Here is a 21816-nt window from a genome sequence, read left to right on the forward strand (position 1 = left end):
CGTACCCCGTGACCATGGTCGGAGCGTGATCACGTCTTCCGCACCCCGGCCCGGAGCGGCCACCGCCCCCGGCCCGCCGCGCCGCCGCGCACTACCCCGGATCGTCCGCCACCGCGCACCGCACGGCGCCCTCCTCGCCCTCGCGCTGTTCGCCGCGGTCCGCGCGGCGGGCATCGCCGCCGTGATCGCCACCAACGCGCTGACCGACCGCCCGCTGGTGCACAACCTCGCCCACTCCTGGGACTCGCGCTGGTACCTCAACATCGCCGCCCACGGCTACGGCCGGCTCATCTGGATCACCCCCACCGGGGGAGTGCAGAGCGACTGGGCGTTCTTCCCGCTCTATCCGGCGCTGGTCCGGGCCGCCGACACCGTCCTCCCGCTCACCCCGGCCGCCGCGGCCCTCCTCGTCTCCTGGACCGCCGCCGGCGTCGCCGCGTACGGCGTCTACCTCATCGGCCACCATCTGTACGGCCGCGCCACCGCCACCGCCCTCGTCGCCCTGTGGGCCGCGCTGCCGCACGCGGTGGAGCTGACCATCGCCTACACCGAGTCCCTCTTCGCCGCCCTGGCCGCCTGGTCCCTGTACTGCGTGCTCAGGGACCGCTGGCTCTGGGCGGGCACTCTCGCCCTCCTGGCAGGCCTCGCCCGGCCCACCGGCTTCGCCGTGGCGGCCGCCGTCATCGCCGCCGCCGCACAGCACCTCTGGCTGCGGCGCGGACAGGGCGCCCCCGGCGTTTGGGCGGCCTGTCTGCTCGCCCCGCTCGGCTGGCTCGGCTACGTCCTCTGGGTGGGGTGGTGCACCGGCGACCTGACGGGCGGCTACTTCACCGTGCAGGGCGCCTGGGGCTCCCGTGTCGACTTCGGCGCCGGGGCCGCCCGTTTCGTCGGCGCGCTCCTCGCCCACGGCGGCCGGGTCATCTACCCCGTCGCCCTCGCGCTCGTCCTGATCAGCCTGGTGCTGTTCGCGCTGCTCTGCCTGGAACGCGCCCCGCTGGCCCTGGTGGCCTTCGCCGGCGTCCTGGTACTGCTGGTGGTCCTCGGCTCCGGCTCCTTCTCCTCCAAGCCGCGCTTCCTGCTGCCGGCCTTCCCGCTGCTCATCCCGGCCGCCCTCGCCCTCACCCGCACTTGGCGCACCCGCCCCGCCGCGGCCCTCGTGGTCGGCGGCGCCCTGGCCGTCGTCTCCGTGCTGTACGGCGCCTACGTCACGGTGCTCGTCCATTCACCCCTGTGATCCACGCCGGTGCGAACGTGCGGAAAGCGGGTAGACGGGGGCTTCGAGGAAAGGACGACCATGACGACCTACGTGATCACCGTGCCCGGCACCTTCACCGCGGACATCGAGGCCGACACCCGCGTGCGGCTCGGCCGCGCCCTGCGTCCCGCCGACCCGCACGGCACCGACCTGGGCAGCGCCGAGGACCTCGACACCGTCAACGTGAACGAGGACGGCACCTTCACCCTCCACCTCACCGTCGAGGCCGACAACAACAAGCACGCCGAGCAGGAGGCCCGCCGCCTGGCGGACGAGGCCCTGCGGACGGTCGGGCTGGACGAGAACACCGCGCCGCTCGGGCCCGCCGTGATCACCGGCATCGACTCCCAGGTGCACTGACGGACCCTGGCGGGCCGCCCCGGACGCCGAAAGCGCCCATATGGGTAAAATCCAGACAACGGCCCGCCAGGATCACCGCCCACCGGAAGTGAACGATGTTCCGCAAGCGCCCCACGGACGAAGGCGACGAGCTGCTGGCCAGACTCGGCTCGCTCACCGCCCAGGCACGTGAGCGCGCGGAACAGCAGCGCAGCCAGGTCGAGCTGGCCATCGCCCTCCAGCGCGGCATGCTCCCGCGCGACCTGCCCAGCCGCCCCGGCCTCCACCTCGCGGTGCGCTACGCCCCGGCCAACCAGGGCCTCAACGTGGGCGGCGACTGGTACGACGCCTTCGCCATGCCGGACGGCAAGATCGGCCTCACCATCGGCGACGTCCAGGGCCACAACATCGAGGCCGCCGCCTTCATGGGCCAGGTCCGGGCCGCCCTGCGCGCGCTCGCCTCCGTCACCAGCGGACCGGGCGAACTCCTCGCCCGCACCAACGACCTGCTGCTCACCCTCGGCAGCGACCTCTTCGCCACCTGCACCTTCCTCCGGCTCGACCCCGTCACGGGCGTCCTGGAGAGCGCGCGGGCCGGGCACATCCCCTTCGTCTGGGCCACCGCCGACGGCAAGTCCGGCGTCGTCCACGACATGGGCGGGCCCCCGCTCGGCATCCAGCCCGGCATGGACTACCGCGTCACCCGCCACCGGCTCTCCACCGGCGGCGTCTTCGTCCTGCTCACCGACGGCGTGGTGGAAGGGCCCTCGCTGCACGTCGAGGACGGCCTCGCCCAGGTCGTCCGCCTCGCAGGCATCGCCGCCGTCGCCGGCCTGAAGGTGCACGCGCTCGCCGCCGCCGTGATCAAGGGCGCCGACAACGTGGGCCACGACGACGACGCGGCCGTACTCGTCGTCGGCCACGACGGTCCGAACACCCCGCCACCGCCCGCGCAGCCCCGCGTCGTTAGGCCATAGGCGCCGTTCGCCTCGCCGCTCCCGCCCGAGGGGTGTGAGAGTTGCCGGGTGGCGGCATTCCCTGAAGCGCGTCGGCCGGGCGGCCATGTCGCCCTGGTCGTGGCCGTCGCGGTCTGCTACTTCGCGGCCGGGCGCCTCGGCCTGCTCTGCAAGCTCACCGTGGACGGGGCCGTCGTCACGCCCATCTGGCCGCCGACCGGTGTCGCCGTCGCCGCCCTGCTCAGCCTCGGCGTGCGGTACTGGCCCGGCGTCACGATCGGCGCGTACCTGATCGTGCTGTCGCTGGACACGCCGGTGCTGTACTCGCTCGGCTATCTCGTCGGCAACACCCTGGCCCCGGTGGTGGCGGTGCTGCTGCTGCGCCGGGCCGGGTTCCGTACCGACCTCAGGCGGCTGCGGGACGGGCTGGCGCTGGTGTTCTTCGGCGCGCTGGGCGCCATGCTGATCAGCTCGACCCTGGGTGTCGCCCTGCTCGTGGCGACCGACCGGATGCCCGCGCACACCTTCTGGACGGTGTGGCTCGCCTGGTGGGTCGGTGACGCCATGGGCGTCCTGCTGGTCACCCCGCTGCTGCTCCTGCTCGGCCACGCCCAGGGGCTGCGGCCGACGCCCCGCCGCTGGGAGGCCGCCGCGCTGGCCGTGGCCGCCGTCTGTGTCGTACCGCCCGCCGTCTACAGCCACCTCAGCCTGCTGTTCCTGGTGTATCCGCTGATCATCTGGGGGGCGCTGCGCTTCGAGCTGGTCGGCAGCATGCTCTGCGCGCTGGCCACCTCGGTGCTGGCCGCCGTCGCCGCCACCGAGGGGGCGGGTGCCTTCGGGGCACTGAGCCGTGTCGAGGTCATGGTCAAGCTGCAGGGATTCAACGGCACCATGGCGCTGACCGCGCTGCTGCTGTCCGCGGTCATCACCGAGCAGCGGCACACCCGGCGCTCCGTGGAGCGGGCGTGCGAGGAACTGGTCGAGGTGCTGGAACACCTGACCGCGGGGGAGGCCCCGCCGCCCCGCCCGGCCCCGGAGGACGCCGACCCCCTGCTCCGCCCCGGCGACGACGCCCGGCCGCCGCCCGGCCGTTAGGCCAGTGCGACCGACGCGGTGACCCGCTTGCCGCGGCCCAGCAAAGTGACCTCCAGGGCGCCGCAGAGCAGGCTCACCAGACGCAGCCCGTGCCCGCCCACCCGCTCCGGGTCCGGCGGGCGGTGCCGGGGCGGTTGGGGCGAGGAGTCCGTGACACTGATCCGCAGCGCCGCCGGGTCCGGTACCACTTCCATGTGCAGCGTGAACGGCCCCGGCGCGTGCTTGAGCGCGTTGGTCACCAGCTCGCTGGCGACGAGCTGCGCGTCCTGCACGGCACGTGCCGAGGGCGTGGGGCGGACCCGGGCGAGCAGGCCGGCGACCGCGTCCCTGGCCTCCGGGAGGGACGCGGTGCCCGCGTCCCAGCGGCGGCTGTAGCGCGGCAGGTCCGGCGTGGTCCGCGTCATGGTGTCTGCCGTGAGGGGGAGGTCCATGCGGAATCGCCCTTCTCCCGTGGTGGCCCGTCGGGGCCCCGTCGTGCGATCGCGGAGGATCGTCCCTTCTCCACCCGGCTACCCCATGCTCGGCCGATCAAGGGGCGTGAGGGAAGGAATCGCCCGGACGCATGAGAACGGCCCCGTGAAACACAGGAAACAAAGCGGCGGGCCCGGAAATCCGCGAAAGGGATTTCCGGGCCCGCCCCGGTACGGCATCGCACCGACTCAGTGTTTGAACGTGTCCTTCGCCTTCTCCTTGGCCTGACGGGCATCGCCCTTGGCGCCTTCGGCGCGGCCCTCGGCCTCCATGCGCTCGTTCCCGACGGCCTTGCCCATGGTCTCCTTGACCTTGCCCTTGAGCTGCTCCGCCTTGGCCTTGCCCTTCTGGTCACCAGCCATGGGGTATTCACATCCCAACGTTTTCGGTGCGTGGTCGACATCCGGCTATCCCCACCTCGGCGGGCCAAACCAGAAATGCCGAAATTCATGGACCGGCGTCCCTCCGGCGGGCCCGGCGACGCCGCACGAGATGCCGGACGGCCAGCGCCGCCACCAGCAATCCGGCCGCGATGAGCACGTAACGCTGATAGCGGACGATCTCGTCGTACACGGCCGTGATGTGGCTGCCCGCCAGGTACGCCAGCGAGGACCACAGGCCCACCCAGAGGGCCGCCCCGAGCGCGTTGAAGGCGAGGAAGCGGGGCCAGGGCATCCCGGTGGTGCCCGCGATGATCCCGTTGGCCTGGCGCAGACCCTCCACGAACCGGGCCACCGTGACGATCTTGCCGCCGTGCCGCCGGAAGAACCCCTCCGCCGCCTCGAAGCGCTTCGGCGTCAGCAGGATGTACTTGCCCCAGCGCTCCACGAACGCCCGGCCGCCGGTACGGCCGATCACGTAACCCACGTTGTCGCCGAGCACGGCGGCCGCGAAGGCGATGGCCGCCACGGCGACGATGTTCAGCTCGCCCGCGCCGGCATAGACCCCGGCGGCCAGCAGGATCGTCTCGCCCGGCGCCGGTACCCCGAAGTCCTCCAGGAAGACGACCGCGCCGACGGCCCAGTAGCCGTAGTGACCGAGCAGCGGTGCCAGTGGCGCCAGGGGGCCGGGGAGGGGAGGCGGCATGGCATCACCGTACGCCGCGCCGCGCCGCCGCCCCCTCGTGACCTGGGGGTCACATCATGCCGTTGTTCAGCCGCCGAGGTTGCCCTGCCGGGCGTCGGCCCACAGGTCGACCCCGCCGTCCGTGGCGTACTTGTCGATCTCGGCCAGCTCCTCGGCGCCGAACTCCAGGTTCTGAAGCGCCGCCACGTTCTGCTCGAGCTGCTCGGTGCGCGAGGCGCCGATGACCAGCGAGGTCACCCGCTCGTCGCGCAGCGCCCAGGCCAGCGCCATCTGGGCCAGGGTCTGGCCGCGCCGGGCCGCGATGTCGTTCAGGGCGCGCAGCCGGCCGCGCATGTCCTCGGTCAGCCAGGACGGGTCGAAGGACTTGCCCGCCGCCGCCCGCGAGTCCTCGGGCACGCCGTCCAGGTAGCGGCCGGTCAGCAGGCCCTGCGCCAGCGCCGTGAAGCCGATGACACCGAAGCCCTCCTCCTCGGCCACGTCCAGCAGACCCTCGGTCTCGATCCAGCGGTTGAGCATGTTGTACGACGGCTGGTGGATCAGCATCGGCGTGCCCAGCTCGCGCAGGATCGCCGCGGCCTGCCGGGTGCGCTCGGCGTCGTAGGAGGAGATGCCGACGTACAGCGCCTTGCCCTGGCGGACGGCGGTGTCGAGCGCGCCCATCGTCTCCTCCAGCGGCGTGCTCGCGTCCAGCCGGTGGGAGTAGAAGATGTCCACATAGTCCAGGCCCATACGCTTCAGCGACTGGTCCAGTGAGGCCAGCACATACTTGCGCGAGCCACCGCCCTGACCGTAGGGGCCCGGCCACATGTCCCAGCCCGCCTTGGTGGAGACCACCAGCTCGTCCCGGTACGGCGCGAGGTCCTGCTTCATCAGCCGGCCGAAGTTGATCTCCGCCGAGCCGTAGGGCGGACCGTAGTTGTTCGCCAGGTCGTGGTGGGTGATCCCCAGGTCGAAGGCGCGCAGCGCGATCTCGCGCTGGGTCTCGAAGGGCCGGTCGTCACCGAAGTTGTGCCAGTAGCCCAGCGACAGCAGGGGCAGGTCGAGCCCCGAGCGGCCGGTGCGCCGGTAGCGCATCGTGCCGTCGTAGCGAGCGGGGTCCGCGACATGGTTCATCGGGTGATCTCCGGGTGGTGCCGTAGGGGGTGCCCCCGGGAAGCGGGGCTGATACACCCTGCGCCCTCAAAAGCCCGAAGTCCAACCGCCGTACCTCATGGGATTGAGCTGCCTTGTTTCTTAATCAACACAGCCCTGACCTCGGCATTCGCCCATGTGCACGTGGCCGGTGTGACGTGTGTGGCGTTGGGCAGCAGGATGGGACACGGGGCTGATGCCCGGTGCGGCCGGAGAAAGCGCATCCGGTGACACCGACGGCGAAAGGAGCGGCAGTGAGTGATGCCCTGTCCGACGGAGAGCGGCCCTCAGGCATAAAGAGGAAGACCTCCAAGGCCGTGACGGACCTCCCCCACCAGGTCCGCGAGGAGCTGACCCAGAGACTGCGGCGCAATCGGGGCGCCTTCCGCAAGGACGACGTCCAGGTCGTCGAACCCCCTCTGCTCAAGCGAGCCGTCGGTGCCTCGGCGCTCGGCAACTGCATGGAGTGGTTCGACTTCGGGGTCTACAGCTACCTCGCCGCCACGCTCGGCAAGGTGTTCTTCCCCGGCGCCTCCCCGGGCGCCCAGGTGATCTCCTCCTTCGCCACCTTCGCCGCCGCCTTCGTGGTGCGTCCCCTCGGCGGGCTGGTCTTCGGACCGCTCGGCGACCGGCTCGGCCGGCAGAAGGTGCTGGCCACCACCATGATCATGATGGCCATCGGCACCTTCGCCATCGGTGTGATCCCCGGCTACTCCACCATCGGCATCGCGGCACCCATCCTGCTGCTGGTCGCCCGCATGGTGCAGGGCTTCTCCACCGGCGGCGAGTACGGCGGTGCGACCACCTTCGTCGCGGAGTACTCACCCGACCGGCGGCGCGGCTTCCTCTCGAGCTGGCTCGACTTCGGCACCTTCGTCGGCTACGCGCTCGGCTCCGCCCTGGTCACCGTGCTGAACCTGCTGCTGTCGGACGCCGAGATGCTCTCCTGGGGCTGGCGCATCCCGTTCCTGGTCGCCGGTCCGCTCGGCGTGATCGGCCTCTACATGCGGCTGAAGCTGGAGGAGTCCCCGGCGTTCCAGCAGCAGCTCGACGAGCACGAGAAGAGCCTCGCCCAGGAGTCGGCGGGCAGCGAGTTCAAGGACATCATCAAGAGGCACTGGGCCGCGCTGCTCATCTGCATGGGCCTGGTGCTGCTGTACAACGTCACCAACTACATGGTCACGGGGTATCTGCCGACGTACCAGACCGAGACCCTCGGCCGGTCCAGCAGTTCGGCCGACGTGCTGGTGCTCATCGGCATGGTGTGGATCGTCATCCTGATCACCTTCCTCGGCCGGCTCAGCGACCGGATCGGCAGGCGCCCGCTGTACGGCTGGGCCGCCGTCGCCATGATCATCCTGGCGGTCCCGGCCTTCCTGCTGATCAAGGCGGAGGGCACCTGGGCGCCGATCCTCGGCGTGCTGATCCTGTCCACCCTGCTGGCCTGCTTCGCCGCGCCGAGCGCCGCCACGCTGCCGGCCCTCTTCCCGACGGCCGTCCGGTACGCGGCGATGGGCATCGGCTTCAACTTCGCGGTCGCGGCCTTCGGCGGGACGACCCCGCTGGTGACCGCCGCGCTGGTGGACGCCACCGGCGACGACCTGATGCCCGCGTACTACCTGATGCTGGCCGGCGCCATCGGTCTGATCACGGTCAAGTTCCTCCCCGAGAGCGCCCAGGTCCCCCTGCGCGGCTCGCAGCCCATGGTCGGCTCGAACGAGGAACGCCGGGAACTGATCACGACGTCCAAGGAGCTGTACGCCCTGGCGAAGGACAGCCCGGCGGCGGACCGGGGCTAGCCCCCGAGACCCCGAGAAGACCCCTCGTCGCCCTCGCGGTGACGGGGGGTCTTCGTATGTCCGGTTGGCGCCTGTGCCGACGGTGCGTACTGGGGCGCGCCCGCTCCGTGACACACCGCGCACTCGCAGGTCAGGACGTCAACTGCCGCTCCTCCGCCGTGACTTAAGGGGAGGTTAATCGAGGATTAAACATCGCCGGGTGCGGCTGTCGTTTGTTCGGATACCCGTTGCTCATGGGCGATTTGAGAGGTCGTCGGGGCGGTTGGAGCCGGTGGGGCCGAGGCGTATGGTCGGGGCCTGCCGGTGGTGCTCGCCGTATCCGTGAGAGCGCTCTCAGACCTCCGGGTCCGGTGTGTGCGGCGTGCCCTTCCGGCGCTCGTCCCGTCCCCCACGGTCGAGGACGTGCCCCGTACGTCCCCCCCACAGAGAACAGGGTGTGTTCTGGTCATGGCTGGTCATCGTTTACGCCGCTGGTCCTACCGCGGACTGATCTGCGGAAGCGCCGCCGCGCTCGCCGCCGGTGTGCTGCTCAACACCACGGGCCCCGGCGCCCACCGCGCCGACGCCGCTCCGGCGGCCGCGCTGAGCTGGTCCGACGACTTCGACGGCGCCGCGGGCAGCGCGCCGGACAGCTCCCGCTGGACCCTGGAGACGGGCGGCAGCGGCAACGGCAACCACGAGCTGCAGTACTACACGAACAGCACCGACAACGCCGCCCTCGACGGCAACGGCAACCTGGTCATCACCGCCCGCAAGAACACCGACCCGAACCTGAACTGCTGGAACGGGCCCTGTCAGTTCACCTCCGCGCGGCTGAACACGGCGCGGACCTTCACGCAGAAGTACGGCCACTTCGAGGCCCGCATCAAGATCCCGCGCGGCCAGGGCATCTGGCCGGCCTTCTGGATGCTGGGCGACGACCTCGGCAGCGCGGGCTGGCCCAGCAGCGGCGAGATCGACATCATGGAGAACGTCGGCAAGGAGCCCGCCACGGTCCACGGCACCCTCCACGGCCCCGGCTACTCCGGCGCGGGCGGGATCGGCGCCGCGTACAACCTGCCCGACGGCAAGCCGTTCGCCGACGACTTCCACACCTTCGCGGTGGACTGGAGTCCGTCCGGCATCACCTGGTCCGTCGACGGCCAGAACTACCAGACCCGCACCCCGGCCGACGTGAACGGCAACAAGTGGGTCTACGACCACCCCTTCTTCGTCATCCTCAACCTCGCGGTCGGCGGTGACTGGCCCGGCAGCCCCGACGCCGGTACGTCCTTCCCGCAGACGATGACCGTGGACTACGTCCACGTCTCCGCCCAGAACTGAGGTCCCAGGGCCGGGAGTCGGCGGGTTTTCGACCCCGGCCCCCCTGACCGTCCCCGTGTTGTCCCGGCCCCGGCCGGGTGCGTCCCCCACTGCAAGGAGTTCCCCGCATGTCGCCTCGTCACCAGCGCAACCTGACCCGCCGCAAGCTGATGTTCGCCCTGGGCGGCGCGGCCGTGGCCATCCCCGCGGGCGCCGCCATCGCCCCCTTCGCCCTCGCCGACCAGCCGGGCGACAGCGGCGGCAACGGCGGCAACACGACCCGCGCGGCGTCGGGATCGCTGCCGGTGACCGTCGTCAACAACAGCGGCTCGTTCGACAACGCGTCCGTGAACGTCTACGTCGTCGGCAACGTCGACGGCAAGCAGGTCCGCCTCAAGCAGGACGGCACCCTCGCGCCCATCGCCGTCTCCGACAACGGCGCCGACGGCTTCACCGACTACGCGATACCGCTCGCGGGCAGCGGTGAGACCAAGCTGTCCCTGCCGTTCATGTCGGGCCGTATCTACGTCTCGCTCGGCGACAAGCTGAAGATGAAGGCCGTCACCGACGGCAACGGCAACGCGGCGCTCCAGTTCCCGGCCGGCTGGGTCGAGTCCGACCCCAACTTCGGTGTGCTGCACGACTGTGCCGAGTTCACGTACAACGCGTCCGGCATGTTCTGCAACACCACCATGGTCGACATGTTCAGCGTGCCGATGAGCATCCGGCTCACCGGCGAGAAGGACCAGACGACCGGCGGCATCCGGGACGGGGGCCGCGCCGCCGCGTTCGCCGCCGTCAAGGAGGTCGCGGAGTTCTCCAAGCTGGTCGTGGACGACAAGCGCATCATCGCGCCGGGGCACGGGCTGGACGCGGGACTGTTCGCCAAGGACTACTTCGCGCCGTACATCGACGAGGTGTGGTCCACCTTCACCGGCAAGGACCTGAAGATCACCACCAACGCCGGCACCTTCACCGGCCGGGTCCGCGGCGACCGCTTCACCTTCGACGGGCCGGCCTCGGTGTCCTTCGCCAAGCCCTCCACCCGTGACGTCCTCTTCTGCGACGGCAACCTCGCCGCCCCGAACGACGGCACCACCGGGCCCGTCGCCGCCGTCCTCGGCGCCGGCTTCAACCGCTCGACACTGCTCACCGACACCGCGCAGCCCAGCACCGACCCGGCCGCCTTCTACCAGGCCGAGCTGACCAACCACTACTCCAAGGCCATCCACGCGGCCACCAAGGACGGCAAGGCGTACGGCTTCGCCTTCGACGACGTCGCCGACTTCGCCTCCTTCATCCAGGACACGGCGCCCTCCGGCTTCACGCTCACGCTGACGGCGTTCTGATCGCCCCCCCGGACAGCGCTGCTCCCCGCCTCGGCTCAAGGCGGGGAGCAGTGCTGTCGGTGTCCCTGACGGTCAGCAGGGGCGGATGTGCCAGACCGGCGTCCAGGACGCGGTGCCGCTCTGCGGGGCCCGGCTGCTCCAGCGCTCGGTGCCGTTCTCGTTGTAGAACCGGGCCACGGTGCCGCTGCTCTGGTTGTTGTTGAAGTAGCCGTCCCCGATTCCGTAGAAGTCGTAGTAGCCGCAGTAGTAGTAGTCGTAGAGCTTGCCGTTGCCGTCCTGGATACACAGGTGCCCGGCGCTGCAACTGATCGCGGCGGCGTCGGAGGCGGCGAAGGTCACCGTTCCGCCGGGCATCGTCGCCTTGTCCGCCGCGAGCTGCCGCTCGCCCGGGTGGGCGGCCAGATAGCTGTCGATCCGGCCCTGCACACCGCCCGCCGCCGACGCGCTCCCGGCCAGCAACTGACTTCCCGCCAGCGCCACCGCGGCCGCCGTCACGGCCAGAACTTTGCGCACGCTCATGCTGGAATTCCCCCTGTTCACGCCCCCGGCCACCGCCACGGACGACGCCGGTCCCAAGGACTGAACCCATCGTCCCGACCGGACGAGCTGCCCTTTAAGAGCGATTCCGGTCATCAGGCGCCGGCCCGTCCCAGCCGGGGGGCGTACACGCGCCCCGCCGCCGCCCCTTCGCACTACGAACCGTTTCAGCAATTCACCCAAAGAAAATCGCTCCGCAAAGCCGAGCAAACGACTCCTGTATCGCGAGACCCTGGCGTCTCTGGCAACCGGACGCTCCACGCGACCAGTTGACTCGATTCGGACGGGACCCCACGGCCCCGCGCCGGCCGCCCGTTCAGTCGATTCGCCCCGTTGAAGCGAGCCGTCCCGGCTCCGGGAGTTCCTCCGACGTACGGTTTCGAGCGGCGGAATCGGTCGAAACCGCCCAGGAGGAACGATGACGCAAGCCGCGGGTCAGACGCCCCGCACCACCAAGGGCCTGAACGGGTACATGCTGATGGCGGCCGTGGTGTCGGCGATCAGCGGGCTGCTCTACGGCTACGACACCGGCATCATCTCCGGCGCGCTGCTCCAGATCTCCGAGGAGTTCCACATCGGGGACACCATGAAGGAGACCATCGCCGCCGGAATCCTGCTGGGCGCCGTCATCGGCTCACTGAGCTGCAGCCTGCTGTGCGAGCGGCTCGGTCGGCACCGCACCATCCTGCTGATCTGCTGCGTGTTCATCGCGGGCAGCCTGACCTGCGCGGTAGCCCCCAACGCGGTGAGCCTGGCCGTCGCCCGCGTGCTGCTCGGCTTCGCCGTCGGCGGCGCCACCCAGACCGTACCGATGTACGTGGCCGAGCTGGCGCCCAGGACGATCCGCGGCCGCCTGGTCCTCTGCTTCCAGCTCGCCATCGGCGTCGGCATCGTCATCGCCACCATCGTCGGCGCGAGTGAGGCCGTGTCCTGGCGGGTGTCCATCGGCGCGGCCGCCGCACCCGCGCTGATCATGCTGCTGGGCCAGTTGCGGCTCCCCGAGAGCCCCCGCTGGCTGATCCTGCGCAAGGGGGACACGGAAGGCGCGGAGAAGGTCCTGAAGCGGGTACGCCCCGAGGGCTACGACGTGGACGCGGAGCTGAACGAGATCAGTGCCCTGGCCCGCCGTCAGCAGCGCACCGACCGGAACCACCAGGGCTGGCGCGGCCTGCGGCAGAAGTGGGTGCGCCCGGCCCTGGTCGTCGGCTGCGGCATCGCCGTCTTCACACAGCTCTCCGGCATCGAGATGATCATCTACTACGCGCCGACCATCCTCACCGACAACGGCTTCGCCCGCTCCGCGGCCCTCCGGGTCAGCGTGGCGCTCGGTGTGGTCTACCTGGTGATGATGATCGTCGGCCTCTGGATCGTCGACAAGGTCGGCCGCCGCAGACTCACCCTGATCATGGTGCCCGGCGCGGCCGTGAGCCTGTTCGTGCTGGGCGGCTTCTACATCACCGGCCACGGCACCCGCGCCTACGTCCCCGCCATCGTCGCCTGCCTGCTGGCCTTCATGTTCTTCAACGCCGGCGGCCTCCAGCTCATGGGCTGGCTCACCGGCTCCGAGATCTACCCGCTCGCCGTGCGGGCCGCCGCCACCAGCGTCCAGTCGGCCACCCTGTGGAGCACCAACCTCCTGATCACCCTCACCCTGCTCAGCATGATCAGCGCCTTCGGGGTGGGCCAGGTGTTCTGGATCTACGCCTTCTTCAACGTCGCCGCCTGGTTCTTCGTGTGGTGGAAGATGCCGGAACTCACCGGGCACAGCCTGGAGGACATCGAACGGCACCTGAAGAACCACGAGTTCCAGCCCGAGGACTTCGCCCGCTCCTGACCGGCCCTCAGACCGACGGCCGGAAGCAGGCCGTGACCTCCTTGCCGCGCGGGCACGGGTAGGCGCCCCAACTGTCGGCCAGCGCGTCCACCAGCAGCATGCCCCGGCCGCCGGTCGCCCCGGTCGTGGGCCTGCGCTGCTCGGGCAGCTCCGGCGAGGCGTCGTGCACGGTGACATGCAGGCACTCGCTGTCCCAGGTCAGCACGAGCTGCGCGGTGGCCCGGGCGTGCACATGGGCGTTGGTGACCAGCTCCGACACGGTCAGCAGCACCGCGTCCACCGTGTCCGGTGCGCTCCGCGCCCAGTCCAGGCTCTCCAGATGGCCGCGCGTCCAGTCCCGCGCCGCCTTCACCCCACTGCTGACGGGCAGCGACCGCGCCCATCCCACGGCCCGCAGGGACGACTCGTTCAAGGAATTCTCCTCCACGCTCATGACACCCGCCTTCCCCGCGATCGCGCCCGCACCCCGCCACAACCCTTGACTTCGCGAGCACTCCAAGTGATGGGCTCCCGGTGTCCACGAAGACCGAGGGAGAGACCATGAACGACGCACCGGTAGCGCTCATCACGGGCGGCGGCAGCGGCATCGGCGCGGCCGTGGCCCGGCAACTGCTGGAGGACGGCCACCGGGTCACCGTCACCGGACGCGGCAAGGACCGGCTGCGGGAGTTCGCCGAGAGCGTGGGCGACCCCGGCGAACTGCTCACCCTCCCGGGCAGCGCCTCGTCCTACGACGACGTCCGCGACGCGGTGGACCGCACCGTCGAGCGGTACGGGCGGCTGGACACCGTCATCGCCAACGCCGGTGTCGCCACGCACGACTCCGTCGCCGAGGGCGACCCGGCGGGGTGGAGCGAGATGGTGCTGACGAACGTCCTCGGCCCGGCCCTGCTCATCCGCGCCGCCGTCGACGCCCTCAAGGAGACCCGCGGCCGGATCGTCCTCATCGGCAGCGTCGCCGGGTTCGTGCACACCCCCGGCAACCTCTACGGGGCGACCAAGTGGGCGGTCACCGGGCTCGCCGAGAACACCCGGCGCCAGGTCACCGAGTACGGCGTCGGCGTCACCCTGGTCGCGCCCGGCCGGGTGGAGACCCCGTTCTGGGACGCCTACGGCAGCCTGCCGCCGGGGCATCTGCTGACCGCCGATCAGATCGCCGACTCGGTGGTCTGGGCGATCCGGCAGCCGGCCGGGGTCGACATCAACACCGTCGTCGTACGTCCGGTCGGGCAGCCCAACTGAGCCGACGACAGCGGGCCCCGGCCGAGCGAGTTCCGCTCGGCCGGGGCCCGTTCGGTACGGAGCACACGCGTCAGCGGCGCTTCCGGCGGCTCAGCAGAGTCACCGCGACCACCGCGACCGCACCGGCGAGCAGCAGCTTGCGCTTGTCCCGCACCTGCTCGGGCGCCCGGTCCTGCCAGAGCTGCTCCGCCTGGCCGGCCTTGGCCCGGACCTGGGTCGCCGCGACGGCGGCCTTCTCCCTGACCGGGTCCGGCACCTTCTCCGCCAGCTTCTGCGCGGTCTCGGCGGTCTGCACCTTCAGCGCGGCCGCCTTCTCCTGGGCGCGGGCCTTGACGTCGGCCTTGTCGGTGAGCGCCTCCACGGTCTCCCCGAGCTCGTGGCGGGTCCGCTCGACCTGCTCCCGAAGCTCCTGCGGGCTCGCGGAGGAGGACTCCTCGAACGGCTGCTGTGTCATCGCTTGGCACTCTCCTTGATCTCGGCCACGTCGGCCTTCACACTGTCGATGGTCTGCTCCGGAGCGGGCGGGGCGGCCCGGCCGACCTCCTTCTTGCCGGTCAGGGCGAGAACCGCCGTGACCGCGCCGAGGACGCCGGTGACGATGAGGGCCGCGGCCCACACCGGAAGCGGTACGGCAAGACCGGCGATCGCCGTGGCCACCAGGGCCTGGAGTGTGAGGAAGCCGACCAGGCCGGCGCCTCCGAAGAGCCCGCCGCCCTTGCCGTAGAGCTTGCCCTTCTCCTTCATCTCCGCCTGAGCCAGTCGGAGTTCACCGCGCACCAGCTCGGTGAGCTGCTGCGAGGCGCGTTGCACCAACTCGCCGACCGGCTCCTCACGGGCCACCGCTTGTTCACGGTCGGGTTCGAACATGACCATCACCCCTCCTGCGTAACCGGAAATCCGGATGCCCCGGTTACGCCGCAAGACGCCTGTGAGGGCCCTGTTCCACAGGGCCCTCACACGGGCGGCACCGAGATGGACGGGGCAGGTGGGGCAGGTGGGGAGGGTGTTACGGCTGTGGCCAGCGGTCCGGCTCGCGGGGTGTGGGTTCGTCCGCCTCGAAGGCGGTGGCCGGGCGGCTCGGGTCGAGGATCTCGTCGCCGAACAGATCCTGGAGCCAGTTGGTCTGGTACACGGTGTCGAGGTAGCGCTCGCCCAGGTCCGGCGCGATGGCCACCGCCGTCATGTCACGGGTGTCGTGGCGGGACAGCCAGTGCGCGGCGCCGCTGACCACCGTGCCGGTGGAGCCGCCGAACAGGAAGCCACGCCGCGCCATTTGATGGCAGGCCCGGATGGTGTCCGCCTCCTCCACCCGGATCACCTCGTTGACGTAGGACTCGTCCAGCAGCGGCGGCCGCATGCTCATCCCGAGACCCGGGATCATCCGGCGGCCGGGCTCCCCGCCGAACGCGACCGAGCCCACGCTGTCCACCGCGACGATGCGCACCGGGCGGTGCCACTGCCGGAAGTAGCGGGCGCACCCCATCAGCGTCCCGGCGGTGCCCGTGCCGACGAACAGCACGTCCAGACGCGGGAACTGACGGGCGATCTGCGGTGCGGTCGTGCGGTAGTGCGCCTGCCAGTTGCCCGGGTTGGTGTACTGGCTGAGCCACACGTACCGGTCGTCGGAGGCGCACAGCGAGCGGACGTACTCGATCCGCGTGCCCAGGAACCCGCCGTTCTCGTCCAGGTCGGCCACGATGTGCACCTTGCTGCCGAGGGCCTCCATCAGCAGCCGGGTCGACAGATTGCAGCGCGAGTCCGTCACGCACAGGAACTTGTAGCCCTTGCTCGCGGCGATCATGCTGAGCGCCACGCCGAGGTTTCCGGACGAGGACTCGACGATGACGGAGTCCGGCTTGAGGATGCCCTCCCGCTCGGCGCTCTCCACCATCTCGTTCGCGGCCTTCAGCTTGATGGAGCCGGCGAAGTTGAAGCCCTCGCACTTCAGGTAGAGGGGACATCCGAAGATCGACTTGAGGTCGACGAAGAGATGGCCTTCGTTGAAGTCATGGGGAGCGGATATGACGGGCACGGTGGGCCTCCTGGTACCGGGGAAGGGCAGCGCTCTCAGCCGTACCGGCGCAGGTCGTGGAAGAAGTTGTCGATGAGGCCGAGGTTTCCCGCGGCGGCCGTCTCGTCGTAGACGTACTTGCCGACGGCGAGGTCGAGGACCCCGAGCCCGAAGGGCGAGAAGACGATGGGCCGGTCGGGCGGCGGCGCGGCCCGGCCGAGCATCACGTCGTTCAGCGTGCCGTTGAGGAAGTCCCGGTTCCCGGTGCGCTGTTCGACCAGGTGCGGGGAGGTGTCGGCCTTCAGGCAGTGCTCGACGTCGTCGACGAAGTTCGCCGATGCCAGGAGGACTTCGGGCGCCAGGTCGCGCAACGAGACGTGCAGGACCAGGGGGTTGTGGGAGAACAGCGAGGCGTCGGTGACGTGCGGCTGTCCGGCGACGGTGGCGAAGACCACCAGGTCGCTGGAGCGGATCAGGTCCGCCGCGCTGTCGTGGACGGTGACCTCCGCGCTCGTCCCGCTCTGGCGCAGGTAGTCGCAGAAGCCGGCGGCGCTGTCGGCGGCCAGGTCGTGCACCCCGACCGTCTCGAACTCCCAGCCGGTGCCCGCGAGGAAGGTGTGGATGTAGCGGGCGATCAGCCCGGTGCCGAAGAACCCGACCCGCGTCGGGCGCGGCCGGTTGCGGCTGAACCAGTCGGCGGCCAGCGCTGCGGACGCGGCCGTCCGGGTCGCGCTGATGATGGAGCTCTCCAGACAGGCGAACGGATAGCCCGTCGTGGGGTCGTTGAGGATCAGCACCGCCGAGGCGCGGGGGAGCCCCGAGCGGACGTTGTCCGGGAAGCTGGAGATCCACTTCATGCCGTCGACGCCCACGGACCCGCCGACCGAGGCCGGCAGCGCGATGATCCGCGAGCTGGGCCGGTCGGGGAACCGCAGGAAGTAGGACGGCGGGTTCACCGAGTCCCCGGCCCCGTGCAGCCGGTAGGTCGCCTCGACCAGGTCCGTGATCTCCCGCTCGCGCCCGGTGAGCGCCTTCTGCACCTGCTCACCGGAGATCACCGCGAACGTCGGCGAGGCCGGGTCGGGGTGGGCCGGCTGCGCGGCGGTGGGCAACAGGTCGGTCATCGCTCGCTCGCCTTCGAATCGGTGGCACCGGCGTCCAGGCGCCGCGGGTCGGCCATGCCGACCAGCACCTGACGGTCCCCGGTGTAGGGCTCCCTGCTGTGTGCGGTGCGCACGTTGTCGACGAGGAGCAGGTCGCCGGCCTGCCACGGCTCGCGCCGGGTGTGCTTCTCGTACGTCGCGTTGAGCAGGTCGACGACGTCCTTACCGATCGGGGTGCCGTCCCCGTAGCGGGTGTTGAACGGCAGGCCGTCCGCGCCGTAGATGTCCACCAGGTACTCGCGGACCTCGGGGGCGAGCGTCCACTCGTTGAGGAACGCGATCTGGTTGAACCAGCACGCCTCGCCCGTGACCGGGTGCCGGACCACCGCCGGGCGCCGCTGGGTGGTGCGCAGGGAGCCGTCCGGCTGCCAGGCGAAGTCGATCCCGTTGGCCCGGCAGTAGCTCTCCACCCCGGCGCGGTCGGCGGTCCCGAACGACTCCTCCAGGGACGCGCCGATCTCGTCGTTGTAGGACCGGGTCAGCAGCCAGCCCTCCCGCTCGAAGCGCGTCCGGTCCTCGGCGGGCAGCTCCCGCAGCACCTCCGCCGCGTCCGCCACCGCCGTCGCCCCGCCGTCCTCGGGCGCGGTCAGGCAGGCGAACAGCATCAGTCCGGGGGGCTCCTGGGCGTAGCTCAGCTCGTGGTGCATGCACATCGGCTGGTTGGCCGGCCAGGTCGTGGAGGCGTACAGCCCGGAACCGAAGGTCTCGCGCGGCGCGAACGACTCCCGCTCCGTCATCAGCCCGCCCGTCAGCCGGGCGAACACGGCACCGACCTGCTCCGGGTCCCGCAGCCCCAGGCCCCGCACCAGCAGCGACCCGTGCTCGGCCACCTGGCCGCGCAGCACGTCGCGGTACTGCGCCGCCCAGCCCGGCACGTCCGGCGGGGTGTCGATACGGGCCACCGGCGGTCTGCCCGGCCGCAGCTCCACGTCGAGCGGGGCTGCCAGGGAAGAGGTCGACATCTCGGATTTCCTTTCGGTCGCCCGTCAGGGGGCTGGGGGAGGAAAGTCAGGTGGAGGCCAGCGGCTCGACGGCCGTCAGCACCGCCTTCGCCGCCTCGGTGGGGCGCAGGCGCGGGAAATAGTGCCCGCCGTCGGTGAGTTCGTGCAGGTCGACGCGGTCGGCCAGCAGCAGCCAGTCCCGGTGGGCCACGGAGTACCCGGCCGTGTACGGGTCGTCGGCGGCCACCACCACCGACACCGGGGCCGACAGCCGCACCGCAGGAGGGTTCTCCAGGGCGTCGATGAAGTACCGGTGCGCGCAGAGGCAGTCGTGGCGGTAGGCGGCGCCGACCCGCTCGGCGTGCCGGGCGGTCAGCTCCGCCAGCTCGACATAACCACCTTCCTCGGCCAGCCGCGCGGCGATCTCGGCGTCACCGCGGACCGACAGCGCCTCCACGGCCGCACGCCGTTCCGCGGCGGTGCCCAGCAGTTGCGCGCCCAGGAACAGCCGCGCCACCTCCACCCCGCGCTCCTGGAGCCTGCGGGCCGTCTCCACGGCCATCGCGGCGCCGGAGGAGTGGCCCCACAGCATGACCCGGCTCGGACCACGCGCGGTGATCTCCGCCGCGACCCGCTCCGCCACCTCGGCGATCGACGCGAACGGCTCCTGCCGCCCGGCCAGGTCGTGCCCTGGAAGCTCGACCGCGAACACCGGCATCCCGCCGCCCGCCAGCGCGCTCGCCATCGGCTGGAAGTTGACCGCGTTGCCGCCCGCGTACGGGAAGCACACCAGAGGGCACTCCGGCGTACCGTCCGCCTCCGCGAGCGGCTGGAGCAGCTCCCCGTCCTTACCGGCCGCGCCGTCCAGCAGGGCGGCCAGGTCGGCGAGGACCGGGTTGCGGGTGATGTCCTTCAGGGACACCGCGCGCTCCAGCGCGATCGTCAGCTTCACCGCTGTCAGGGAGGTGCCGCCGGAGTCGAAGAAGTGGTCCGTACGGCCGACCCGCTCCTCGGGGATGCCCAGCAGTCCGGCCCACACGGCCGCGAGCCTGCGCTCGGCCGGGGTACGCGGCTCCCGGTCCCCGGCGTCGTCCGGCGCGGCCGGCGCGCTCTGCTCGGCCAGCTCGGTGAGCGCCTTGCGGTCGGTCTTGCCGTTGGGGGTCAGCGGCAGGGACGGCTGCCAGTGGAAGGCCGCGGGGACCATGTAGGCGGGCAGCCCCGCGCCCAGCGCGTCCCGCAGCTCGTCCGCGGACAGCTCACGGCCCGCGTAGAAGGCGACCAACTGCTTGCCCTGCCCCGCCCGTTCGGCCACGACCACCGCGCCGTCCCGCACCCCCGGAACCCGCAGCAGCGCGTTCTCGATCTCACCGATCTCAATGCGGAAGCCCCGGATCTTGACCTGGTTGTCCCGGCGCCCCAGGAACTCCAGCTTGCCGCCGGGGTGCCAGCGACCCCAGTCACCGCCCAGGTACAGCCGCTCGCCCGGCCGGTACGGGTCCTCCCGGTACGCCTCACGGGTGCGCTCGGGGTCGTTGACGTAACCCCGGCCCACACAGACACCGGAGAAGGCGATCAGCCCCGGCGCGCCCAGCGGCACCAGCTCCAGCCGCTCGTCCACGACCAGGACGCGGACGTTGTTCACCGCGCGGCCCAGCAGGACGCGGTCGCAGACCCCGTCGATGATCTCGTGGTTGGTGTCGTCGGAGGTCTCGGTCAGGCCGTAGGCGTTGACCAGCTTGATGTCCGGCTGCACGGCGAACCAGCGCTGCACCAGCTCCGGTTTGAGCGCCTCGCCGGTCACCGACACGAACCGCAGGTCCGGGAAGTCGCGCGGGTGCTGTTCCAGGTAGGAGACCAGCACCTCCAGGTAGGAGGGCACGAGCTGGGTGACCCCGACCCGGTTGCCGACGAGCGTGTCGGCGAACCGCTCCACGTCCAGGAGCACGTCCTGCTCCACCAGCAGCGTCCGCCCGCCCACCAGCAGCGCGGAGACGAGCTGCCACAGCGAGATGTCGAAGCACTGCGGAGCCGTCTGCGCCACCACCCCGCCCTCGCCGACACCCAGGTCGTCGATCTTGGCGAAGAGATGGTTGAGCATCCCCGCGTGCTCGCACATCGCGCCCTTCGGCTCGCCCGTGGAGCCGGAGGTGAAGTAGATGTAGGCCAGTTGACCGGGGTCCACCGTCACCCCGAGGTCGTCCTCGGCATGCCCCTCCGCGTACGCGTCCCCGACGAGCAGCCGCTCGGCGGCGGGCACCTCGGCCAGCGCCTCGTCGAGCGTGGCCGTGCTGCCCGGCTCGGTCAGCACCAGCCGGCACCCGGCCCGCGAAAGGGTCGCAGCGATGCGGCCGGGCGGGAAGTGCGGCTCGATCGGCAGATAGGCGCCGCCCGCCTTGAACACGGCCAGGGTCGCGGCCAGCCAGTCGAGATTCCGCTCGGTGACCACGGCCACCACGTCCTCACGGCCCAGCCCGCGCGCCACCAGGGCCCGCGCCAGCCGGTTGGCCCGGCGGTTCAGCTCGCCGTACGTCCACCGCTCCCGGCCGTGCACCGCCGCCACGGCGTCCGGGTGCCGGCGTACGCGCCGCTCGAAGAGTTCGTGCGCCCGCGCGTCGGGCAACTCCCGCTCCGGACCGGCCAGTTCCGCCAACTGCTCGTGCCGTTCCCCGGCCGACAGCAGGCTCTGGCGCGTGTGCTCGGCGTCCGGGTCGGCCGCCATCAGCTCCAGCGCCCGCAGGTGGTACCCGGCGATACGGCCGGCGCTCCCGGCGTCCAGGACGTCCGTGCGGTACCGCAGGACCAGGCGCCCCTCGGGCTCGGACCAGTGCACGTGCAGGACACGGTCGCCGGAGAGGGGGCTGTTCCCGGGGCCGCACGTCACCTCGAAGGCCGGTTCCGTCAGGCCCAGTTCTCGGCGCAGGTCCGCCACGGGGAAGTCCCGGTGCGCCAGCACCTCCGACTCCGCGTGGTGGGCGGCTGCGGCGAGGGCGCGCCAGGTGCCGGGAGAGACGGTGAGGCGGCAGGGGAGGGGCTCGCCCTCTTCCCCGGCGGCGTAGCCGGTCACCACGTCCTGCTCGCCGGTCAGGGCGGAGAGCACCTTGGCGTGGGCCGCCGACAGCAGCGCGCCCACCGGCACGTCCAGCCGTCGCGCCGCCTCGCCCAGGGACTCGGGCAGCGGTACCTCAAGCTCGGCCGCACCGGCGACCGGTGCCTCGGGCCAGCGCGGTACCGCGGTGAATCCGCCGGCGGTCAGCACGCCGCTCCAGAACTCCCGGTCCGCCTGCACACGCGTTCCCATCGGATGC

General features: G+C 71.3%; 20 protein-coding genes and 1 pseudogene. 9 read left to right on the top strand and 12 right to left on the bottom strand.

What is annotated here, in order from left to right; genetic code table 11:
* Nucleotides 1-25 precede the first annotated feature (25 nt).
* The 4 genes from ACZ3HQ_RS22585 to ACZ3HQ_RS22600 all read left to right on the top strand — a co-directional run bounded on the left by ACZ3HQ_RS22585 (nucleotide 26) and on the right by ACZ3HQ_RS22600 (nucleotide 3645).
* Nucleotides 26-1234 (top strand): hypothetical protein, encoded by a 1209-nt coding sequence (locus ACZ3HQ_RS22585; RefSeq protein ID WP_467513443.1) that lies wholly within the window; start codon nucleotides 26-28, stop codon nucleotides 1232-1234.
* A 60-nt stretch (nucleotides 1235-1294) separates the two neighbouring features.
* Entirely contained in the window at nucleotides 1295-1615 is a 321-nt protein-coding gene (locus ACZ3HQ_RS22590; RefSeq protein ID WP_467513444.1) for a hypothetical protein, read from the top strand.
* 95 nt (nucleotides 1616-1710) lie between these two features.
* Nucleotides 1711-2571, top strand: coding sequence for a PP2C family protein-serine/threonine phosphatase (locus ACZ3HQ_RS22595; protein WP_467513446.1), 861 nt, complete (start codon nucleotides 1711-1713; stop codon nucleotides 2569-2571).
* 48 nt (nucleotides 2572-2619) lie between these two features.
* Nucleotides 2620-3645, top strand: coding sequence for an MASE1 domain-containing protein (locus tag ACZ3HQ_RS22600; protein ID WP_467513447.1), 1026 nt, complete (start codon nucleotides 2620-2622; stop codon nucleotides 3643-3645).
* On the opposite strand, the gene ACZ3HQ_RS22605 is transcribed toward ACZ3HQ_RS22600, so the two are convergent.
* The 4 genes from ACZ3HQ_RS22605 to mgrA all read right to left on the bottom strand — a co-directional run bounded on the left by ACZ3HQ_RS22605 (nucleotide 3642) and on the right by mgrA (nucleotide 6315).
* Nucleotides 3642-4076 (bottom strand): ATP-binding protein, encoded by a 435-nt coding sequence (locus ACZ3HQ_RS22605; protein WP_467513449.1) that lies wholly within the window; start codon nucleotides 4074-4076, stop codon nucleotides 3642-3644. The genes ACZ3HQ_RS22600 and ACZ3HQ_RS22605 overlap by 4 nt on opposite strands.
* Nucleotides 4077-4304: 228 nt before the next feature.
* Nucleotides 4305-4478, bottom strand: a complete 174-nt coding sequence (locus tag ACZ3HQ_RS22610; RefSeq protein WP_086695494.1) for a CsbD family protein — start codon at nucleotides 4476-4478, stop codon at nucleotides 4305-4307.
* Nucleotides 4479-4563: 85 nt separating this feature from the next.
* Nucleotides 4564-5202 (bottom strand): DedA family protein, encoded by a 639-nt coding sequence (locus tag ACZ3HQ_RS22615; protein ID WP_467513451.1) that lies wholly within the window; start codon nucleotides 5200-5202, stop codon nucleotides 4564-4566.
* A gap of 66 nt (nucleotides 5203-5268) precedes the next feature.
* Nucleotides 5269-6315 carry an L-glyceraldehyde 3-phosphate reductase gene (gene mgrA, locus ACZ3HQ_RS22620; RefSeq protein WP_467513453.1) on the bottom strand — a complete coding sequence of 349 codons (1047 nt, stop codon included), beginning with the start codon at nucleotides 6313-6315 and terminating at the stop codon, nucleotides 5269-5271.
* 311 nt (nucleotides 6316-6626) lie between these two features.
* Between mgrA and ACZ3HQ_RS22625 the strand changes: the two genes are divergently transcribed.
* The 3 genes and pseudogenes from ACZ3HQ_RS22625 to ACZ3HQ_RS22635 all read left to right on the top strand — a co-directional run bounded on the left by ACZ3HQ_RS22625 (nucleotide 6627) and on the right by ACZ3HQ_RS22635 (nucleotide 10783).
* Nucleotides 6627-8132, top strand: a complete 1506-nt coding sequence (locus ACZ3HQ_RS22625) for an MFS transporter (RefSeq protein ID WP_467513560.1) — start codon at nucleotides 6627-6629, stop codon at nucleotides 8130-8132.
* A 447-nt stretch (nucleotides 8133-8579) separates the two neighbouring features.
* Nucleotides 8580-9452, top strand: a pseudogene (locus ACZ3HQ_RS22630) (glycoside hydrolase family 16 protein); the annotation flags it as partial.
* A 110-nt stretch (nucleotides 9453-9562) separates the two neighbouring features.
* Nucleotides 9563-10783, top strand: coding sequence for a beta-1,3-glucanase family protein (locus ACZ3HQ_RS22635; RefSeq protein ID WP_467513455.1), 1221 nt, complete (start codon nucleotides 9563-9565; stop codon nucleotides 10781-10783).
* Nucleotides 10784-10855: 72 nt separating this feature from the next.
* On the opposite strand, the gene ACZ3HQ_RS22640 is transcribed toward ACZ3HQ_RS22635, so the two are convergent.
* Nucleotides 10856-11302 (bottom strand): hypothetical protein, encoded by a 447-nt coding sequence (locus ACZ3HQ_RS22640; RefSeq protein WP_467513457.1) that lies wholly within the window; start codon nucleotides 11300-11302, stop codon nucleotides 10856-10858.
* Nucleotides 11303-11738: 436 nt separating this feature from the next.
* Here ACZ3HQ_RS22640 and ACZ3HQ_RS22645 point away from each other — a divergent pair, with 436 nt between their 5' ends.
* A complete protein-coding gene (locus tag ACZ3HQ_RS22645) occupies nucleotides 11739-13154 on the top strand; it encodes a sugar porter family MFS transporter (protein WP_467513458.1) in 1416 nt (471 codons plus the stop codon).
* 7 nt (nucleotides 13155-13161) lie between these two features.
* Here the strand turns inward: ACZ3HQ_RS22645 and ACZ3HQ_RS22650 are convergent, their stop codons facing one another.
* Nucleotides 13162-13566, bottom strand: coding sequence for an ATP-binding protein (locus tag ACZ3HQ_RS22650; RefSeq protein WP_467513460.1), 405 nt, complete (start codon nucleotides 13564-13566; stop codon nucleotides 13162-13164).
* Between the two features lie 128 nt (nucleotides 13567-13694).
* Between ACZ3HQ_RS22650 and ACZ3HQ_RS22655 the strand changes: the two genes are divergently transcribed.
* Nucleotides 13695-14396: an SDR family oxidoreductase gene (locus ACZ3HQ_RS22655; RefSeq protein WP_467513462.1), complete on the top strand. Its 702-nt coding sequence runs from the start codon at nucleotides 13695-13697 to the stop codon at nucleotides 14394-14396.
* Nucleotides 14397-14466: 70 nt separating this feature from the next.
* Here the strand turns inward: ACZ3HQ_RS22655 and ACZ3HQ_RS22660 are convergent, their stop codons facing one another.
* The 6 genes from ACZ3HQ_RS22660 to ACZ3HQ_RS22685 form a co-directional block, all read right to left on the bottom strand.
* Nucleotides 14467-14850: a DUF3618 domain-containing protein gene (locus tag ACZ3HQ_RS22660; RefSeq protein ID WP_467513464.1), complete on the bottom strand. Its 384-nt coding sequence runs from the start codon at nucleotides 14848-14850 to the stop codon at nucleotides 14467-14469.
* Entirely contained in the window at nucleotides 14847-15263 is a 417-nt protein-coding gene (locus ACZ3HQ_RS22665; RefSeq protein ID WP_467513466.1) for a phage holin family protein, read from the bottom strand. The genes ACZ3HQ_RS22660 and ACZ3HQ_RS22665 overlap by 4 nt, the downstream gene beginning before the upstream one ends.
* Before the next feature lie 139 nt (nucleotides 15264-15402).
* The gene (gene sbnA, locus ACZ3HQ_RS22670; RefSeq protein WP_467513468.1) at nucleotides 15403-16428 is read right to left on the bottom strand and encodes a 2,3-diaminopropionate biosynthesis protein SbnA; all 1026 of its coding nucleotides are present in this window, start codon (nucleotides 16426-16428) and stop codon (nucleotides 15403-15405) included.
* 35 nt (nucleotides 16429-16463) lie between these two features.
* The gene (sbnB, locus tag ACZ3HQ_RS22675) at nucleotides 16464-17531 is read right to left on the bottom strand and encodes a 2,3-diaminopropionate biosynthesis protein SbnB (RefSeq protein ID WP_467513470.1); all 1068 of its coding nucleotides are present in this window, start codon (nucleotides 17529-17531) and stop codon (nucleotides 16464-16466) included.
* Entirely contained in the window at nucleotides 17528-18532 is a 1005-nt protein-coding gene (locus tag ACZ3HQ_RS22680) for a TauD/TfdA family dioxygenase (RefSeq protein ID WP_467513472.1), read from the bottom strand. The genes sbnB and ACZ3HQ_RS22680 overlap by 4 nt, the downstream gene beginning before the upstream one ends.
* A 46-nt stretch (nucleotides 18533-18578) precedes the next feature.
* Nucleotides 18579-21809 (bottom strand): non-ribosomal peptide synthetase, encoded by a 3231-nt coding sequence (locus ACZ3HQ_RS22685; protein WP_467513474.1) that lies wholly within the window; start codon nucleotides 21807-21809, stop codon nucleotides 18579-18581.
* Between the last annotated feature and the right edge of the window lie 7 nt (nucleotides 21810-21816).

The sequence above is a fragment of the Streptomyces sp. NPDC018263 genome, assembly GCF_055562575.1.

Coding starts and splice junctions, on each gene's coding strand:
- ACZ3HQ_RS22590 (WP_467513444.1), top strand. CDS start 1,295: ATGACGACCTACGTGATCACCGTGCCCGGCACCTTCACCGCGGACATC.
- ACZ3HQ_RS22595 (WP_467513446.1), top strand. CDS start 1,711: ATGTTCCGCAAGCGCCCCACGGACGAAGGCGACGAGCTGCTGGCCAGA.
- ACZ3HQ_RS22605 (WP_467513449.1), bottom strand. CDS start 4,076: ATGGACCTCCCCCTCACGGCAGACACCATGACGCGGACCACGCCGGAC.
- ACZ3HQ_RS22610 (WP_086695494.1), bottom strand. CDS start 4,478: ATGGCTGGTGACCAGAAGGGCAAGGCCAAGGCGGAGCAGCTCAAGGGC.
- ACZ3HQ_RS22615 (WP_467513451.1), bottom strand. CDS start 5,202: ATGCCGCCTCCCCTCCCCGGCCCCCTGGCGCCACTGGCACCGCTGCTC.
- mgrA (WP_467513453.1), bottom strand. CDS start 6,315: ATGAACCATGTCGCGGACCCCGCTCGCTACGACGGCACGATGCGCTAC.
- ACZ3HQ_RS22635 (WP_467513455.1), top strand. CDS start 9,563: ATGTCGCCTCGTCACCAGCGCAACCTGACCCGCCGCAAGCTGATGTTC.
- ACZ3HQ_RS22640 (WP_467513457.1), bottom strand. CDS start 11,302: ATGAGCGTGCGCAAAGTTCTGGCCGTGACGGCGGCCGCGGTGGCGCTG.
- ACZ3HQ_RS22645 (WP_467513458.1), top strand. CDS start 11,739: ATGACGCAAGCCGCGGGTCAGACGCCCCGCACCACCAAGGGCCTGAAC.
- ACZ3HQ_RS22655 (WP_467513462.1), top strand. CDS start 13,695: ATGAACGACGCACCGGTAGCGCTCATCACGGGCGGCGGCAGCGGCATC.
- ACZ3HQ_RS22660 (WP_467513464.1), bottom strand. CDS start 14,850: ATGACACAGCAGCCGTTCGAGGAGTCCTCCTCCGCGAGCCCGCAGGAG.
- ACZ3HQ_RS22665 (WP_467513466.1), bottom strand. CDS start 15,263: ATGTTCGAACCCGACCGTGAACAAGCGGTGGCCCGTGAGGAGCCGGTC.
- sbnB (WP_467513470.1), bottom strand. CDS start 17,531: ATGACCGACCTGTTGCCCACCGCCGCGCAGCCGGCCCACCCCGACCCG.
- ACZ3HQ_RS22680 (WP_467513472.1), bottom strand. CDS start 18,532: ATGTCGACCTCTTCCCTGGCAGCCCCGCTCGACGTGGAGCTGCGGCCG.
- ACZ3HQ_RS22685 (WP_467513474.1), bottom strand. CDS start 21,809: ATGGGAACGCGTGTGCAGGCGGACCGGGAGTTCTGGAGCGGCGTGCTG.